Raw genomic sequence first — 17,280 nt, forward strand, 5'->3', positions numbered from 1 at the left:
CGGAGGTGGCGGATTTCGGCGGAAGGATGACGCGATTATAGGTCAACGTGTACGTTCACGTACAGGTTGGGATCGAAAAACGGCCGCCAGGCGGAATGCGCGGGCGGCCGTGTCGTGCGGCGAGGGCGATCAGCCGCCGCGGCGCATCAGGTCGAAGAACTCGGAGTTGCTCTTCGTCTGGCGGATCTTGTCGAGCAGGAATTCCATCGCCTCGACTTCGTCCATGTCGTGGATGAACTTGCGCAGCACCCAGATCTTCTGAAGGATCTCGGGCTTGATCAGCATTTCTTCGCGACGCGTGCCCGACTTGTTCAGGTTGATCGACGGATAGACGCGCTTTTCCGCGAGGCGGCGCTCGAGGTGCACTTCCATGTTGCCGGTGCCCTTGAACTCTTCGTAGATCACGTCGTCCATGCGGCTGCCGGTTTCGATCAGCGCGGTGCCGATGATCGTCAGCGAGCCGCCTTCCTCGATGTTGCGCGCCGCGCCGAAGAAGCGCTTCGGGCGCTGCAGCGCGTTCGCGTCGACACCGCCCGTCAGCACCTTGCCCGATGCCGGGATCACGGTGTTGTAAGCGCGTGCGAGACGCGTGATCGAGTCGAGCAGAATCACGACGTCGTGCTTCATTTCGACGAGGCGCTTGGCCTTCTCGATCACCATTTCGGCGACTTGCACGTGACGCGTGGCCGGCTCGTCGAACGTGGACGCGATGACTTCGCCGGCGACCGAGCGCTGCATTTCGGTCACTTCTTCGGGGCGTTCGTCGATCAGCAGCACGAACAGGACGACGTCCGGGTGGTTCTGCTTGATCGCGTGCGCGATGTGCTGGAGCATCACCGTCTTGCCCGACTTCGGCGACGCGACCAGCAGGCCGCGCTGGCCCTTGCCGATCGGCGCGATCATGTCGATGATGCGGCCCGTGACGTTTTCCTCGCCGCGCATCTCGCGCTCGAGCGCCAGCGGCTTGTTCGGGTGCAGCGGCGTGAGGTTCTCGAACATGATCTTGTGTTTCGAGGCCTCGGGCGGCTGCCCGTTGACTTTGTCGACCTTCACCAGCGCGAAGTAGCGCTCGCCGTCCTTCGGCGTGCGGACTTCACCTTCGATGGTGTCGCCGGTGTGCAGGTTGAAGCGGCGGATTTGCGACGGGCTGATATAGATGTCGTCGGTGCTCGCGAGGTACGACATTTCCGGCGAGCGCAGGAAGCCGAAGCCGTCCGGCAGCACTTCGAGCGTACCGTCGCCGAAGATCGTCTCTCCCGTCTTGGCGCGCTTTTTGAGAATGGCAAACATCAACTCCTGCTTGCGCAGGCGGTTCGCGTTTTCGATCTCCAGGCCATTGGCCATTTCGATCAGTTCGGACACGTGCAGAGACTTGAGCTCGGATAAATGCATACGGAGAACCCGCCAGGGAGGAGAAGCGACGAAAGAAAATAAGGGAGGAGGGCGAGCGGAAGCGCTCAGAGACTTAAATGCGTCTTGCCGACGTTTTTTAATTCTAGCATAGGCCGATTCGCGCTTGAGCGAGCGATCGGCGGCTTGGCGGCGGACGTGTTGCCGACTGACAACACGTCCGCGGATCTGCCGGTATTACAGGTGGCTGTCCAGGAATGCGGTGAGCTGCGACTTCGACAGCGCGCCGACCTTCTGCGCGGCAGCCGCGCCGTTCTTGAACAGGATCAGCGTCGGGATGCCGCGCACGCCGAACTTCGCGGGCGTGGCCTGGTTGTCGTCGACGTTGATCTTCGCGATCTGCAGCTTATCGCCGTAGTCCTTCGCGACTTCGTCGAGGATCGGGGCGATCATCTTGCACGGGCCGCACCATTCGGCCCAGAAATCGACGAGTACGGGCTTGTCGGACTTGACGACGTCCTGTTCGAACGATGCGTCGCTGATGTGTTTGATCTGTTCGCTCATTGGGTCAATACCTCTTACGGTTCGGGGACTGCCTGCTTGCGCGTTGCGGCGAACCGGCCGCCGTAGGCTGCCGGCCGCCGCGGCAGGTCACTCCGCCTTTCCGGAAAGGAGGGGCGTAAGCGCTGCATCCGCGGCTCGCGGGTCGTTCGGGCGTCATATTAGCCTAAATTGCTATCTGCTGCGGGCGGCGATAGTAGCCGCTACGCGAGTAGGGGTACGACGCGACGTTCGACCATCGTGCCATGCAGGTGGAGGCCGGTTCGCCAATTGCAAGGGGCGCGCCGCATGCAACGTATCCGAATGGACGACGGGCCGGTTTGCCCGGCGACATTCGCATTGATGCGAACAAATGGTCGCATTCGTCCGGAAGCGGTGATAGAATATGCCGTGACGGGCCTCCTCGCATGGTGGGGCGGTGAACCTGGTCAGGTCGGGAACGAAGCAGCCACAATCGTTTTCCGCCAGTGCCGAGGGTTGGGCTCGTCACCTTCCTTCTCGCCCCGTTCGCCGGGCGTTTTTTATTTCCGCGTCACACTCCGTTCGACCTGTGCGTTGCCCGTGTTCCGCACCGTTTCGCGTGTCGGCGCGACGCAGCGTTACTGATACAATTTCCCGATGACCTATCAAGTTCTCGCACGCAAGTGGCGTCCGAAGGATTTCGCTTCGATCGTCGGCCAGGAGCACGTCGTCAGGGCGCTCACGCACGCGCTCGATGGCGGGCGTCTCCATCACGCCTATCTGTTTACCGGAACCCGCGGTGTCGGCAAGACGACGCTGTCGCGGATCTTCGCGAAGGCGCTCAACTGTGAAACCGGCGTCACGTCGCAGCCGTGCGGCGTGTGTCGCGCCTGTCGCGAGATCGACGAGGGCCGTTTCGTCGATTACGTCGAGATGGACGCGGCGAGCAACCGCGGCGTCGATGAAATGGCCGCGCTGCTCGAGCGCGCGGTGTATGCGCCCGTCGATGCGCGCTTCAAGGTCTACATGATCGACGAAGTGCACATGCTGACGAACCACGCGTTCAACGCGATGCTGAAGACGCTCGAAGAGCCGCCGCCGCACGTCAAGTTCATCCTCGCGACGACCGATCCGCAGAAAATCCCCGTCACCGTGCTGTCGCGCTGCCTGCAATTCAACCTGAAGCAGATGCCGGCCGGGCACATCGTGTCGCATCTCGAGCAGATCCTCGGCGAAGAGCGGATCACGTTCGAGCCGCAGGCGTTGCGCCTGCTCGCGCGCGCCGCGCAAGGCAGCATGCGCGATGCGCTGTCGCTGACCGACCAGGCGATCGCCTATTCGGCGAACGAGGTGACCGAGTCGGCGGTGTCGGGCATGCTCGGCGCGCTCGACCAGACCTACATGGTGCGCCTGCTCGACGCGCTCGCGGCCGGCAGCGGCCCGGAAATCCTCGCGATTGCCGACGAGATGTCGCTGCGCAGCCTGTCGTTCTCGACCGCGCTGCAGGATCTCGCGAGCCTGCTGCACCGGATCGCGTGGGCGCAGTTCGCGCCGGGCTCGGTGCTCGACGAGTGGCCGGAAGCGGCCGATCTGCGCCGTTTTGCGCAGACGCTGAGCCCCGAGCAAGTCCAATTGTTCTATCAGATCGCGACGGTCGGGCGCGCCGAGCTCGGCCTGGCGCCGGACGAATACGCCGGATTCACGATGACGCTGCTGCGGATGCTCGCGTTCGAGCCGGCCGTTGGCGCCGGCAGTGCGCCGGGCGGCCAGCCGTCCGTGCCGCCGCGTGCCGTGCCGGCCCCGCGTGCTGCCGCGGCGCCGGCCGCCGCCGCCGCGGCGAAGCCGGTATCGGCAGCGCCCGCCAGCGCAGCGCGTCCGCAAGTTGCGACGCCGGCCTCACCTGCCGTGCCGGTCGCACGTTCGGCGCCGGCGCAGTCGGGCGACGAAGCCGGGCGGTCGGCCGCCAAGCCGGCTGCCGTCCCGTCGCCGGCGGAGGCGGAGGCGGCAGCGCCGGCACCGGTCGCGGCCGACGCACACGCCATCGTGCCGCCGCAGCCGGAAACGAAAGCAGCGCCCACCGGCGACGTGCCGGCATCCGCCCGCAAGGAACCCGAGCCGCCTGCCGTTGCCGCCGTGCAGCGAAACGACGAACCGGCGCCGCAGGCCGAACCGACGCCGCGCGCCGCGTCGCCCGAGCCGGCCGCCGCGCGTCCGGCGGCGCGCGCCGGCGGTGCCGCCGCCGCGCTCGACGTGCTGCGCAATGCAGGGATGCGCGTGTCGTCGGACCGCGGTCGTGCAGGCGCTGCGGCCAAGCCGGCGGCGGCCCAGCCGGCCGCCGAGAAGCCGGCCGCGCCGCGGCCGGCCGTGCAGGTGCCGACGCCGCGTGCCGCCGCCCGCGCGCCGCAAGCCGCCGAGGCGCGCCAGCCGTCGCCGCCGTGGGAGGACATCCCGCCCGACGACTACGTGCCGCTCAGCGCCGACGAAATGTTCGGCGGTTCCGACGACGGCTTCGTGCCGGTGTTCGACAGCGGTCCCGACGATGTGCGTGTGACGCCGAAGCCGGCGGACGCACGTCCGGCCGCGCCGATCGACACGCGCCCGCTACCGCCGGCGATCGCGCTCGATCCGATCGGCTTCGACGGCGAATGGCCGGCGCTGGCCGCGCGGCTGCCGCTGAAGGGTGTTGCATACCAGCTCGCGTTCAACAGCGAGCTGACGGCCGTCGATGCGAGCGCGTTGAAACTGTCGGTGCCCGTGCCGCAGTATGCGGACGCCGCGCAGGTGGCGAAGCTGAAGGCCGCGCTGGCCGATGCGCTCGGCAAGCCGGTCGAGGTGACCGTGGAGGTCGGGCCCGCACGGCGCACTGCGGCGGCGCTCGATGCGGCCGCGCGCGCGGCACGCCAGCGCGAAGCCGAGCAGGAGATTCACGGCGATCCGTTCGTTCAGCAGCTCGTGCGCGAGTTCGGTGCGCGCATCGTCGAGGGGTCGGTGCGCCCGCTCGCCGATTCGTCGCCGGACGGCGCGCCGCCTACACTCCATTGAACTGAGCGCCCCGCGACAGGCACAATCACGCCCCGCACACATTGGCCGGCACGCGCCGCGTGCCGGTTTTCACACGATCGAGAAGGAGTATTCCCATGTTGAAAGGCAACCTCGCCGGACTGATGAAGCAAGCGCAGCAAATGCAGGAAAACATGAAGAAGATGCAGGAGCAGCTTGCGCTGATCGAGGTCGAAGGGCAGTCGGGCGCCGGCCTCGTCAAGGTGACGATGACGTGCCGCAACGAAGTGCGCCGCGTGTCGATCGACCCGAGCCTGCTCGCGGACGACAAGGACATGCTCGAGGATCTCGTCGCCGCTGCGTTCAACGACGCGGTGCGCAAGGCCGAAGCCACGTCGCAGGAAAAGATGAGCGGCATGACGTCGGGCCTGCCGCTGCCCCCGGGCTTCAAGCTGCCGTTCTGAGCTTGGCGTCCTTGGCACCGTTTGCCGCCGTATGAAACAGCCGTCCGCCCTGTCCGCTCTCGTCGAAGCGTTGCGCGTGCTGCCCGGCGTCGGGCCGAAATCCGCGCAGCGCATGGCGGTTCACCTGATGCAGCACGACCGTGAGGGCGCGGAGCGGCTCGGCCGGTCGCTGCTGTTCGCGACCGAGCACCTGCAGCATTGCGAAAAATGCAACACGTTCACCGAAGCGCAGATCTGCGAGGTCTGCAGCGACGAGGAGCGTGATCCGACGCTGCTGTGCGTCGTCGAGACGCCCGCCGACCAGATCATGCTCGAGCAGACGATGACCTACCGCGGGCTGTATTTCGTGCTGATGGGGCGACTGAGCCCGCTCGACGGAATCGGTCCGAAGGAAATCCATTTCGACCGCCTCGTGCGGCGCGCGTCCGACGGCGTCGTCAAGGAAGTCGTGCTCGCGACCAACTTCACGAACGAAGGCGAAGCCACCGCCCACTATCTCGGCCAGACGCTCAAGGCGCGCGGGCTGGCGGTCACGCGTCTCGCGCGCGGCGTGCCGGTGGGCGGCGAGCTCGAGTACGTGGACGCGGGCACCATCGCCCGCGCGATGCTCGATCGCCGCACGATGTAAGCCGGGCGCCGCCTGCTAGCGGCGCCGTTCCTCATGCCAGGGAGACACATGAGCACCAGCCAGGGCCCGCTCGCGGGCGTCAAAGTGCTCGAATTCGGAACGCTGATCGCGGGGCCGTTCGCGTCGCGGCTGTTCGCCGAATTCGGCGCGGAAGTGATCAAGATCGAGGATCCGAACGGCGGCGACCCGCTGCGCAAATGGCGCAAGCTCTACCCGGAGCAGGGCGGCACGTCGCTGTGGTGGTCCGTGCAGGCGCGCAACAAGAAATCGGTCACGCTGAACCTGAAAGCCGACGCCGGCAAGGCGATCGCGCGGCAACTCGCGAGCGAGGCCGACATCGTGATCGAGAACTTCCGTCCGGGCCTGCTCGAAAAGCTCGGGCTCGGCTACGACGTGCTGTCGGCCGACAATCCGGGCCTCGTGATGGTGCGCCTGTCCGGCTACGGGCAGACGGGCCCGTACCGCGACCGGCCCGGCTTCGGCGCGATCGCCGAATCGATGGGCGGGCTGCGCCACATCACCGGCTATCCGGATCTTCCGCCGCCGCGCATCGGCATCTCGATCGGCGATTCGATCGCCGCGCTGCACGGCGTGATCGGCGCGCTGATGGCGCTCCATCACCGCAAGGTCAACGGCGGCGCGGGGCAGGTGGTCGACGTTGCACTGTATGAAGCCGTCTTCAACATGATGGAAAGCGTGGTGCCCGAATACGGTGTGTACGGGATGGTGCGCGAGCGCACCGGCGCGTCGCTGCCGGGCATCGTGCCGTCGAACACGTATGCATGCCGCGACGGCAGCATCGTGATCGGCGGCAACAGCGACCCGATCTTCAAGCGGTTGATGAAGGCGATCGAGCGCGACGACCTCGCCGACGATCCCGCGCTCGCGCAGAACGACGGGCGCGTGCCGCGCACGCAGGAAATCGACGACGCGATCGCCGCGTGGCTCGCGCCGCGCACGATCGACGAGGCGCTCGGCGTGCTGAACGCGGCCGACGTGCCGGCCGGACGCATCTACAGCGCGGCCGACATGTTCACCGATCCGCAGTTCGTCGCGCGCCAGATGATCCAGCGGTTCAAGCTGGCCGACGGCACCGACATTCCGCTGCCGAACATCACGCCGAAGCTGTCGGCCACGCCGGGCGAAACGCGCTGGCTCGGGCCCGAGCTCGGCGAGCACACCGACGAGGTGCTGCGCGGCCTCGGCTACGACACGCAGGCGATTGCCGCACTGCGCGAGGCGGGCGCGATCTGAGCGCAGCCGGCCCGGCGCTTCGCGCCGGGCTTCCCGACGATGGTATTCCGTCGACGAGACTTTCGTCGGGGCGGCAAATCGGGCGACACGGTGTTTTCCCCAGCGCGCGGAACGCCGCCGCGCAGTACGGCGGCGCATCGCCCGCCCATGCGTATACCCGCCCGCCTGCGGTGGCTGGACTGTCGCTCTCGCGCCATCCTTCCTCGGTTACAATCGCCGGATGCGAATCCTACTCAGCAACGACGACGGCTATCTCGCCCCTGGTCTCGCCGCGCTCAGCGAAGCGCTGCAGCCGCTGGCCGAGCTTACGGTGATCGCGCCCGAGCAGAACTGCAGCGGCGCGTCGAATTCCCTCACGTTGTCGCGGCCGCTGTCGGTGCAGCGCGCAGCGGGTACGGGTTTCTTCTACGTGAACGGCACGCCGACCGATTCGGTGCACGTCGCGCTGACGGGGATGGCCGATGCGAGGCCGGACATCGTCGTGTCCGGCATCAACAACGGCCAGAACATGGGCGAAGACACGCTCTATTCGGGGACAGTTGCAGCCGCCACCGAAGGCATCATGTTCGGCGTGCCGGCCATCGCGTTCTCGCTGGTCGACAAGGGCTGGACGCATCTGGCCGACGCCGCGCGCGTCGCCGCGGAAATCGTCGCGCACTACCTCGCGCATCCGCTGCCGGGCCAGCCGCTGCTGAACGTCAACATTCCGAACCTGCCGTACGATCAACTGAAGGGCTGGAAGGTCACGCGCCTCGGCAAGCGTCATCCGTCGCAGCCGGTGATTCGCCAGACCGACCCGCGCGGCGAGCCGATCTACTGGATCGGCGCCGCGGGAGAGGCGCTGGACGCCAGCGAAGGCACGGATTTCCATGCCGTCGCGAACGGTTTCGTGTCGATCACGCCGCTGCAGCTCGATCTCACGCATACGCAGATGCTGCCCGCGACGCGCGAATGGGCGCGCGCCGGAGGGCGGGCTTCATGAGCGGCGAGCGCGCGAAGCGGTTCCCGCTCGCGCTCGAAGATCTCAAGCGAGCGCCACGCAAGTCGGAAAAAGGCCGGGCCGGCGAACGCCAGACGGCGGGCGCGGTGCCGAAGGCCGCCGACAAACCCGCGGCCGCGCTGAAACCGGTCGCGGTGAAACCGGTTGCGGTGAAGCCGGCCGCCTTGCGTGCGCCGCAGCCGGGTATCGCCGCCGCGAAGCCGGCGACCGCACCGAAGCCTACCGCACTGAAGCCTGCGCTGCCGAAGCCGGCCGCGCCGAGTGTCGCGCCGGCCGGCGCGTTCGCGCTTACGTCGGAACGTGTGCGCGAGCGGATGGTCGAACGCCTGCGCGCGAACGGCGTGACCGATGCGCGCGTGCTGGACGCGATGGCCGCGGTGCCGCGCCACCTGTTCGTGGATCCGGGGCTCGCGACGCAGGCCTACGAGGATTCGGCGCTGCCGATCGGCCACCAGCAAACCATTTCAAAGCCGTCGGTCGTCGCGCGCATGATCGAGCTCGCGATGGCCGGCCGCACGCTCGAGCGCGTGCTCGAGATCGGCACGGGCTGCGGCTATCAGGCCGCCGTGCTGAGCCACGTGGCACGCGACGTGTATTCGATTGAACGCATCAAGCCGCTTTACGAGCGCGCGAAGCTGAACCTGCGGCCGCTGCGCGTGCCGAACATCCGTCTGCACTACGGCGACGGGCGTGTCGGCCTGCCGTCCGCGGCCCCGTTCGACGCGATCGTGATCGCGGCGGCGGGGCTCGACGTGCCGCGCGCGCTGCTCGAGCAACTCGCGATCGGCGGGCGGCTCGTCGCGCCTGTCGGTGCGCAGAGCGGACAGCACCAGGTGCTCACGCTCGTCGAGCGCGTCGCGCACGCGCAATGGCGAGAGTCCCGGCTTGATCGCGTTTTCTTTGTCCCTTTAAAATCCGGAGTGATTTGAAACCGATGAGTATGTTGCGCGCGATGCAAAACAACCGATCCAGGGAACCGCTCACGCTCGCCCAGCGCGCGATCTGTGTGGCTGCTTTCTCCACGCTGCTGGCCGCCTGTGCGACGCGGCTCGACAACGCGCCCGTCGTCGATCGCTCCGGGGCGCTCGGCACGAGCACCGCCGCGCAGCCCGCGGTGCCGCTCGGCCCGCCGCCGCCCGGCTTCTATCGGGTGAAGCCGGGTGACACGCTGTACCGGATCGCGCTCGAGAACGGGCAGAACTATCGAGACATCGCGTCGTGGAACAATCTGGCGAACCCGAACCAGATCGAAGTCGACCAGTTGCTGCGTGTCGCGCCGCCGGGCGGCGCCGCGGTCGCGGGCGCGCCGGCCACCGCACCGATCGCCGGTGGTGCGGTCGCGACCGCGCCGCTGAGCAGCGGCCCGGCCACGCCGGCTGCCGGCACGTCGTCGGCGCTTGCCGCCACGCCGCCGGCCGCGGCAACCGGATCGAGCGATACGGCCGCGGCCCCGAGCGGCCCCGTGACGTTCGCGTGGCCTGCGCGCGGCCCCGTGCTGAACGGGTTCGACGATGCGAAGAACAAGGGCGTCAATATCGGCGGGACGGCCGGCGAGGCCGTGAAGGCAGCAGCAGACGGGCGCGTCGTTTACTCCGGCAACGGGCTGCGTGGTTACGGCAACCTCATTATCATCAAACACGATGCAACTTACCTCACGGCGTATGCACACAATCGCGCTTTGATGGTAAAAGAGGGGGACGCGGTAACGAAGGGGCAGAAGATCGCCGAGATGGGTAACAGCGATGCCGACCGCGTGATGCTGCATTTCGAGGTTCGCCGGCAGGGTAAGCCTGTCGATCCGCTGAAGTATTTGCCGCCTCAATAACCGAGACGACCATGCCGAAATCGAAGCGCCACGAGCCGCAAGCCGAGTCTGAGAAGATCAGTCGTGCCACGCAAGCATCGGTGGGGCGAGCAGGTGCTTCGACGGACGACGAAGACGACGTCGCGGAAAACGAACGCGATCTTGAGGCACGCGACGCCGACGCGGACGGTGGCGACGACGAGCGCGAAGGCCGCCAGGAAGCAGTTCCCGACGTCGACGATTTCCGCACGCTGCTGCAGGCCGAGCTCACGGCCGACACGATCCAGCATTACCTGAACCGCATCAGCGTGAAGCCGCTGCTGACCGTCGAGGAAGAGCAGCGCTATTCGCGCCTTGCGAAGGCCGGCGAATTCGAAGCGCGGCAGGTGATGATCGAGCGCAACCTGCGTCTCGTCGTCAGCATCGCGAAGGGGTACCTGAACCGCGGCGTGCCGCTGCTCGACCTGATCGAGGAAGGCAACCTCGGCCTGATGCATGCGATCGAGAAATTCGACCCGACGCGCGGGTTCCGTTTCTCGACCTATGCGACGTGGTGGATCCGGCAGAGCATCGAGCGGGCAATCATGAACCAGGCCCGCACGGTACGCCTGCCCGTGCACGTGATCCGCGAACTGAACCAGGTGCTGCGCGCGAAGCGCCACCTCGAAAAGAATTCGATGTCGACGGGCGAGGCGGCCGAGCGCCGCGAAGCCAGTATCGACGACATCGCCTATCTCACCGGCAAGACCGCCGAGGAAGTCACCGATATCCTCGCGCTCAACGAACACACGGCATCGCTCGACGCGCCGCTCGACCTCGATCCCGCGAGCAGCCTGCTCGACCTGCTGCCCGACGACCAGAGCCAGTCGCCCGACGCCGAGGTGCAGCACCGCGAGCTCGAAACGCTGACGCGCGCGTGGCTGTCGCGGCTGTCCGACAAGCACCGGCACGTGATCGAGCGCCGCTTCGGCCTGAACCACATCGAACCGGCGACGCTCGAGGAGCTTGCCGACGAGATGGGGCTCACGCGCGAGCGCGTGCGCCAGATCCAGCAGGAAGCGCTGGTGCGCCTCAAGCGGTTCTTCGCCTCCAACGGCGTGCGCAAGGACGCCGTTCTGTAACTGATGACTCCGATTCTCGTTTTTGACATCGAGACGATTCCCGATGTCGACGGCATCCGCCGTCTGGAAGACCTGCCCGCGACGCTCGACGATGCCGCAGTGGCCGAACATGCGTTTGCCGCACGCCGCGAGAAGACCGGCGGCGATTTCCTGCCGCACCATCTGCAGCGGATCGCGGCGATCTCGTGCGTGTTCCGCGACAACAACGGTTTTCGCGTGCGCTCGCTCGGGACGCCGCAGGACAACGAAGCCACGCTGATCCAGTCGTTCTACCGCGTGATCGAGAAATACACGCCGCAACTCGTGTCGTGGAACGGCGGCGGTTTCGATCTGCCGGTGCTCCATTACCGCGCGCTCGTGCACGGCATTCCCGCCACCCGCTACTGGGATCTCGGCGAGGACGACCGCGAATTCAAGTGGAACAACTACATCTCGCGCTATCACTCGCGGCATACCGACCTGATGGACGTGTTGGCGATGTATCAGGCGCGCGCGAACGCGCCGCTCGACGCGCTGGCGAAGCTGTGCGGTTTCCCGGGCAAGCTCGGGATGGACGGCAGCCAGGTATGGCCGGCGTTCCGCGACGGCCGGATCGACGAAATCCGCAACTATTGCGAAACCGACGTCGTCAACACCTACCTGCTGTATTGCCGGTTTCAGTTGATGCGCGGCGGGCTGACGCCGAGCGAGTACGCGGACGAAATCCTGCTCGTGAAGAACGCGCTCGCGCTGGAGCCGGCGCCGCACTGGGCCGAATACCTGGCCGGCTTCGACGCGTAGCGCGGGCGGCGGCGCCGCAACCTGCGCGTTCAGGCCAGCTCGAGCAGCACCGGCTGGTGATCGGACGCGCGTACGTCGCCGTCGATCTCGCAGCCGGTGACGCGCGGCAACAGCGTGTCGGTCACGAACACGAAATCGCACGCGAGCGGGCCGTCCGACCATTGCACCGTATCGTAGACGCCGGCCGTCGGCGGCGGCGTACGACCGGGATGCAGCGCGACCCACGCGTCGACGAAACGCGGCGCGTCGGCAATCGGCTCCAGAAAGCGTCGGTATGCCTCGCTGCCGAATGCGCTGTTGAAATCGCCGCAGACGATCGCGTCGCGCGGTTGTCCGGTCGCGTTGAACGGCCCGTCGGCGGTTTCGGCGGGCGCGGGGTGGTCCGCGTGCGCACAGGCCTCGCGATGCCGGGCGCGTAACGCGTCGACCTGTGCAAGCCGCTGGCGCGCCGAGTAATACTCCAGATGCGTGGTGATCACGCGCAACGGCCCGAAGGGCGCCTGCAACTCGATATCGAGCGCGACGCGCGGCATCGACGGCGCGCCGGCGTCGGCGGGCCACGGCAGCAATTGGCGCAGCACGCGCCCGACCGGCAGCCGCGTCGCGATCGCATTGCCGAACTGGCGGCGTGCTCCACCGGGCCGGATGGCAGGCAGGTCGGCGCCGATGGCCTCGACGATCGTATAGCCGGGCAACAGCGCCGCGAGTTCGGCGAACTGATCCGGGCCTGGCCGGCCGGGCAGTGCGTCGAAGCCGCGCGTGACTTCCTGCAGGCACAGCACGTCGAAATCGCCGAGCCGGCGGATGGCTGCGACGGTGCGCGGAAGATCGACGCCGCCGTCCGCGTCCCGGCCCCATTGGATGTTCCAGTCGATCAATCGCATGGTCGAACCTCCTGTCGGGCGGGTAGGGATGTTGGGCCTCGGACGTTGCCTCGGCTGATTCCGTGGCCCACGCCGGCCGCGGGCGAATCGGAAAGCCGCGTCGAGCGGCCGTCCGGGCCCGCGCCGCATGGTTTATGCCCGCGTGCCCGATGCGTGCCTCATCCAAAGCACGCGGCGAGGGCCTGCGTCGTCTACAATCTCGCCTTCTTCAACGTTTGTCAGGAAAAGCTGGTGTCCGAAGCCGTCCCCACTTCTGCGCGCAAATCGAAAAATGCGCCCGTTCCGCCCGGGCCTGCACCGGTTCTCGAGATCGAATCGCTCGACATGGAAGCGCGCGGTGTCGGCCGCACGGTGACCGAGGACGGCCAGCCGGGCAAGGTGATCTTCGTCGAAGGCGCGCTGCCGGGCGAGCGCGTGACCTATTCGAGCTATCGCCGCAAGCCGAGCTACGAGCAGGCGACGGTCGTCGACATTCTGCGCCCGAGCGTGATGCGCACGCAGCCGAAATGCAAGTTCTTCGGCACCTGCGGCGGCTGCTCGATGCAGCATCTCGACATGCGCGCGCAGGTCGCGGTCAAGCAGCGCGTGCTCGAAGACAATCTGTGGCACCTGGCGAAGCTGCGCGCGGAAACGATGTTCGCGCCGATCCACGGCCCGTCATGGGGCTATCGCTACCGCGCGCGCCTGACCGTGCGCAACGTCGCGAAGAAGGGCGGCGTGCTGGTCGGATTCCACGAGAAGAAGAGCAGCTACGTCGCCGACATGACGAGCTGCGAAGTGCTGCCGCCGCACGTGTCGGCGATGCTCGTGCCGCTGCGCCGGCTCGTCGAGGGGCTGTCGATTCGCGACCGGATGCCGCAGATCGAACTCGCGGTCGGCTCGGCCGTCACGGCGCTCGTGCTGCGCGTGCTGGAGCCGATCAACGCGGACGACGAAGCGCTGCTGCGCGCGTTCGCGGACGAGCACAAGGTGCAGTTCTGGCTGCAGCCGAAGGGGCCGGACACGGTAACGCCGTTCTATCCGCTCGACGTGTCGCTCGATTACACGCTGCCGGAATTCGGCATCCGCATGCCGTTCAAGCCGACCGACTTCACGCAGGTCAATCACCAGATCAACCGCGTGCTGGTGGGCCGCGCGCTGCGCCTGCTCGCGCCGTCGCGCGACGACCGCGTGCTCGACCTGTTCTGTGGAATCGGCAACTTCACGCTGCCGCTCGCGCGGCTGTCGCGCGAAGTGATGGGCATCGAGGGCAGCGACACGCTGACCACGCGCGCGCTGGCGAACGCGCGCGAGAACGGTGTCGACGGCCACACGACGTTCGCGTGCCGCAACCTGTTCGAAGTGACGGGCGACGATCTGCGCGCGCTCGGCGCATTCGACAAGTTCCTGATCGACCCGCCGCGCGAAGGCGCGCTCGCGGTGTCGAAGGCGCTGGCCGAGATCGCGCAGAGCGGCGAAGGCCCGCTGCCGAAACGCATCGTCTACGTGTCGTGCAACCCGTCGACGCTCGCGCGCGATGCGGGCCTGCTCGTGCACGAGGCCGGCTACCGCTTGAAGGGCGCTGGTGTCGTGAACATGTTCCCGAATACGTCGCACGTCGAATCGATGGCGCTGTTCGAGCGCGACTGAGCCGGGCGTCGGACGTAAAAAAACCGGCCCGCGGGCCGGTTTTTTCATGGGTGCGCAGCGAACGTCAGTTGCGGTTGCCGCCGAAGATGCCGAGCAGCGCGAGCAGGTTCGTGAACACGTTGTACAGGTCGAGGTAGATCGCGAGCGTGGCCGAGATGTAGTTCGTCTCGCCGCCGTTCACGACGCGCTGGACGTCGAACAGCATGTAGGCCGAGAAGATCGCGATCGCGAGCACCGACACGGTGAGCATCAGCGCCGGCAGTTGCAGGAAGATGTTCGCGACCGACGCCAGCAGGATCACGATCACGCCCATGAACAGCCACTTGCCGAGCCCCGAGAAGTCGCGCTTGCTGACGGTGGCGATCGTCGCCATCACGGCGAAGATGATGCCGGTGCCGCCGAACGCGAGCATGATCAGCGACGGGCCGTTCGAGAAGCCGAGGATGAAGCTCAGCAGCCGCGACAGCATCAGGCCCATGAAGAACGTGAAGCCGAGCAGCACGAACACGCCGGCCGCGCTGTTTTTCGTCCGCTCGATCGCGAACATGAAGCCGAACGCGATCGCGAAGAACGCGAGCAGGCTCATCATCGGGCTCGTGGCCGCGAACAGCGAGAAGCCCGTCGCGACGCCGACCCAGGCGCCCAGCACGGTCGGCACCATCGACAGCGCGAGCAGCCAGTACGTGTTCCGCAGCACGCGGTTGCGAACCTCGGCGGTGCTGACGGAACCGCCGCGGCCGAAATTGTACGGATAGTCGTTCATGGTTTCTCCTAACATTGAACGCGTGGGCGTCCGGGGCCGGTTCGGCGCGCGCGATGTGCGGCGCAGCAAACCGGGGCAGCTATGGCTAAGATACGTTCCGTGCCGCGAGGTTTCAATGGCTCGGCGGAACAAAACATATGGATTCTGAACCTTTCATTCGTGTAAGGGTTCAATCGCAATGATACACGGGATCGTGCTACAATAGCGGATTCATTTGAACCTGTAACTTCTTAATTTTTTGGAGTTTTTATGGCAATCGAGCGCACCCTGTCGATCATCAAGCCGGATGCGGTGGCAAAGAACGTGATCGGCCAGATCTACAGCCGTTTCGAAGGCGCCGGCCTGAAGATCGTCGCAGCGCGCATGGCACACCTGTCGCGTGCTGACGCAGAGAAGTTCTACGCAGTCCACGCGGCACGTCCGTTCTTCAAGGATCTCGTCGATTTCATGATCTCGGGCCCGGTGATGATCCAGGTTCTGGAAGGGGAAGGCGCGATCCTGAAGAACCGCGACCTGATGGGCGCGACGGATCCGAAGAAGGCGGAAAAGGGCACGATCCGGGCCGACTTCGCCGACAGCATCGACGCGAACGCCGTGCACGGCTCGGACGCTGCGGAAACGGCAGCGGTCGAAATCGCGTTCTTCTTCCCGGAAATGAACGTTTACTCGCGTTAAGCCCTGGCTGACAGCAAGTAGGCAGGATTCAGCGCACGCGGCAAGGCAGCACATCATGACGAGCGAAACTTCCGTCAATCTTCTCGACTTCGACGCCGAGGGTCTTGTCGCGTACTGCGGCAGCCTGGGCGAGAAGCCGTTCCGCGCCAAGCAGTTGCAGCGCTGGATCCACCAGTACAACGCCGGCGACTTCGACGGCATGACCGATCTCGCGAAGTCCCTGAGGGAAAAGCTCAAGGGCCGCGCGTCGATCGTGATGCCGGATATCGTCAGCGATCACGTTTCCACCGACGGTACACGCAAGTGGCTGATCGACGTCGGAAACGGCAATGCGGTCGAAACCGTGTTCATCCCGGAAGAGACGCGCGGCACGCTGTGCGTGTCGTCGCAGGCCGGATGCGCGGTGAACTGCCGCTTCTGTTCGACGGGCAAGCAGGGCTTCTCCCGCAACCTGTCGACAGCCGAAATCATCGGCCAGCTCCGGATGGCCGAATTTGCATTGCGAGCGTCGCTGGGCCGCGCGCCCGGCCCGAACGGCAAGGCCGAGCGGGTCGTCACCAACGTGGTGATGATGGGCATGGGCGAGCCGCTGCTGAATTACAGCGCGGTCGTGCCCGCGATGCGGCTGATGCTCGACGACAACGCGTACGGCCTGTCGCGCCGTCGCGTCACGCTGTCTACATCGGGCGTGGTGCCGATGATGGACCGCCTCGGCGCCGAGTTGCCGGTCGCGCTGGCCGTTTCGCTGCATGCGCCGAACGATGCGCTGCGCGACGAGCTGGTGCCGCTCAACAAGAAGTATCCGCTTCGCGAGCTGATGGCTGCGTGCCAGCGTTATCTGAAAGTCGCGCCGCGCGACTTCATCACGTTCGAATACTGCATGCTCGACGGTGTCAACGACACCGAAGCGCATGCGCGCGAACTGCTGGCCGTCACGCGCGACGTGCCGTGCAAGTTCAACCTGATCCCGTTCAATCCGTTTCCGGAATCTGGCCTGATCCGTTCGAAGCCAGAGCAGATCAAGCGTTTCGCGCAGGTCCTCATCGACGCGGGCGTCGTCACGACCGTGCGCAAGACCCGCGGCGACGACATCGACGCCGCGTGCGGGCAACTGGCCGGCGCGGTGAAGGACCGCACGCGCCTCGCGGAACGGACGGGCGCGGCAGGAAAGATCATCGAAGTTCGGGCAGTTTGACGGGGACGCCTAGTCGGGGACGCCCAGTCGGGGACGCCTAATCGGGGGCGCGTAGTCGGGGGCGCGTAGTCGGGGACGCCTGGTTCGGGGCACCTGCCCAGGGTGCCCGAACCGTTTGGCGGTGCAACACGCGAATAGCGATCGGTCGCGGCGCCTCGGCGCCGCGCAGGGTATGAACCGTTGCGGGTGCCGGCCGGCAGGAGCCGGCGGC

The 17,280-nt window shown here is 66.7% G+C and carries 16 protein-coding genes and 1 other RNA gene; 13 read left to right on the top strand and 4 right to left on the bottom strand.

All coding sequences use genetic code 11. The features are described from left to right. Positions 1 to 129 precede the first annotated feature (129 nt). Both rho and trxA read right to left on the bottom strand, forming a co-directional pair. Positions 130 to 1,392: a transcription termination factor Rho gene (gene rho / locus C5F75_RS09165; RefSeq protein WP_006753675.1), complete on the bottom strand. Its 1,263-nt coding sequence runs from the start codon at positions 1,390 to 1,392 to the stop codon at positions 130 to 132. A gap of 195 nt (positions 1,393 to 1,587) precedes the next feature. Beyond that, positions 1,588 to 1,914 (bottom strand): thioredoxin TrxA, encoded by a 327-nt coding sequence (gene trxA / locus C5F75_RS09170; protein WP_006402348.1) that lies wholly within the window; start codon positions 1,912 to 1,914, stop codon positions 1,588 to 1,590. A gap of 389 nt (positions 1,915 to 2,303) precedes the next feature. Between trxA and ffs the strand changes: the two genes are divergently transcribed. From ffs to C5F75_RS09220, 10 genes are all read left to right on the top strand, one after another. Next, an RNA gene (gene ffs, locus C5F75_RS09175) (signal recognition particle sRNA small type) lies at positions 2,304 to 2,402 on the top strand. 127 nt (positions 2,403 to 2,529) lie between these two features. Beyond that, positions 2,530 to 4,914, top strand: a complete 2,385-nt coding sequence (locus tag C5F75_RS09180) for a DNA polymerase III subunit gamma/tau (protein ID WP_059585301.1) — start codon at positions 2,530 to 2,532, stop codon at positions 4,912 to 4,914. Positions 4,915 to 5,009: 95 nt separating this feature from the next. Further along, a complete protein-coding gene (locus tag C5F75_RS09185; RefSeq protein WP_006482124.1) occupies positions 5,010 to 5,336 on the top strand; it encodes a YbaB/EbfC family nucleoid-associated protein in 327 nt (108 codons plus the stop codon). Between the two features lie 31 nt (positions 5,337 to 5,367). Next, on the top strand, positions 5,368 to 5,964 hold the full coding sequence (gene recR, locus C5F75_RS09190; RefSeq protein ID WP_006478665.1) for a recombination mediator RecR: 597 nt from the start codon (positions 5,368 to 5,370) through the stop codon (positions 5,962 to 5,964). 48 nt (positions 5,965 to 6,012) lie between these two features. Continuing rightward, a complete protein-coding gene (locus C5F75_RS09195; protein WP_059585302.1) occupies positions 6,013 to 7,218 on the top strand; it encodes a CaiB/BaiF CoA transferase family protein in 1,206 nt (401 codons plus the stop codon). Positions 7,219 to 7,438: 220 nt separating this feature from the next. Beyond that, the gene (gene surE / locus C5F75_RS09200) at positions 7,439 to 8,200 is read left to right on the top strand and encodes a 5'/3'-nucleotidase SurE (protein WP_059585303.1); all 762 of its coding nucleotides are present in this window, start codon (positions 7,439 to 7,441) and stop codon (positions 8,198 to 8,200) included. Further along, positions 8,197 to 9,147: a protein-L-isoaspartate(D-aspartate) O-methyltransferase gene (locus tag C5F75_RS09205; protein ID WP_059585330.1), complete on the top strand. Its 951-nt coding sequence runs from the start codon at positions 8,197 to 8,199 to the stop codon at positions 9,145 to 9,147. Before surE ends, C5F75_RS09205 begins: the two co-directional genes overlap by 4 nt. Positions 9,148 to 9,152: 5 nt before the next feature. Further along, a complete protein-coding gene (locus C5F75_RS09210) occupies positions 9,153 to 10,043 on the top strand; it encodes a peptidoglycan DD-metalloendopeptidase family protein (protein WP_059585304.1) in 891 nt (296 codons plus the stop codon). Positions 10,044 to 10,054: 11 nt separating this feature from the next. Next, complete coding sequence (rpoS, locus tag C5F75_RS09215; protein ID WP_059585305.1) at positions 10,055 to 11,143, top strand: RNA polymerase sigma factor RpoS; 1,089 nt, start codon at positions 10,055 to 10,057, stop codon at positions 11,141 to 11,143. A gap of 3 nt (positions 11,144 to 11,146) precedes the next feature. Next, positions 11,147 to 11,923, top strand: a complete 777-nt coding sequence (locus C5F75_RS09220; RefSeq protein ID WP_059645787.1) for a 3'-5' exonuclease — start codon at positions 11,147 to 11,149, stop codon at positions 11,921 to 11,923. 29 nt (positions 11,924 to 11,952) lie between these two features. Here C5F75_RS09220 and C5F75_RS09225 read toward each other — a convergent pair whose 3' ends face one another. Further along, positions 11,953 to 12,807, bottom strand: a complete 855-nt coding sequence (locus C5F75_RS09225; RefSeq protein ID WP_059585307.1) for an endonuclease/exonuclease/phosphatase family protein — start codon at positions 12,805 to 12,807, stop codon at positions 11,953 to 11,955. Positions 12,808 to 13,131: 324 nt separating this feature from the next. Here C5F75_RS09225 and rlmD point away from each other — a divergent pair, with 324 nt between their 5' ends. Then, positions 13,132 to 14,436: a 23S rRNA (uracil(1939)-C(5))-methyltransferase RlmD gene (gene rlmD, locus C5F75_RS09230; protein ID WP_264160244.1), complete on the top strand. Its 1,305-nt coding sequence runs from the start codon at positions 13,132 to 13,134 to the stop codon at positions 14,434 to 14,436. 64 nt (positions 14,437 to 14,500) lie between these two features. Here rlmD and C5F75_RS09235 read toward each other — a convergent pair whose 3' ends face one another. After that, positions 14,501 to 15,199 (bottom strand): Bax inhibitor-1/YccA family protein, encoded by a 699-nt coding sequence (locus tag C5F75_RS09235; RefSeq protein WP_059585309.1) that lies wholly within the window; start codon positions 15,197 to 15,199, stop codon positions 14,501 to 14,503. Between the two features lie 249 nt (positions 15,200 to 15,448). On the opposite strand from C5F75_RS09235, the gene ndk reads away from it, so the two are divergent. Next, entirely contained in the window at positions 15,449 to 15,874 is a 426-nt protein-coding gene (gene ndk / locus C5F75_RS09240) for a nucleoside-diphosphate kinase (RefSeq protein WP_040144283.1), read from the top strand. A 55-nt stretch (positions 15,875 to 15,929) separates the two neighbouring features. Further along, on the top strand, positions 15,930 to 17,069 hold the full coding sequence (rlmN, locus tag C5F75_RS09245; protein ID WP_027812035.1) for a 23S rRNA (adenine(2503)-C(2))-methyltransferase RlmN: 1,140 nt from the start codon (positions 15,930 to 15,932) through the stop codon (positions 17,067 to 17,069). Positions 17,070 to 17,280: the final 211 nt, after the last annotated feature.

The sequence above is a fragment of the Burkholderia anthinoferrum genome (genome assembly GCF_002925705.1).
Lineage (GTDB): Bacteria > Pseudomonadota > Gammaproteobacteria > Burkholderiales > Burkholderiaceae > Burkholderia > Burkholderia semiarida.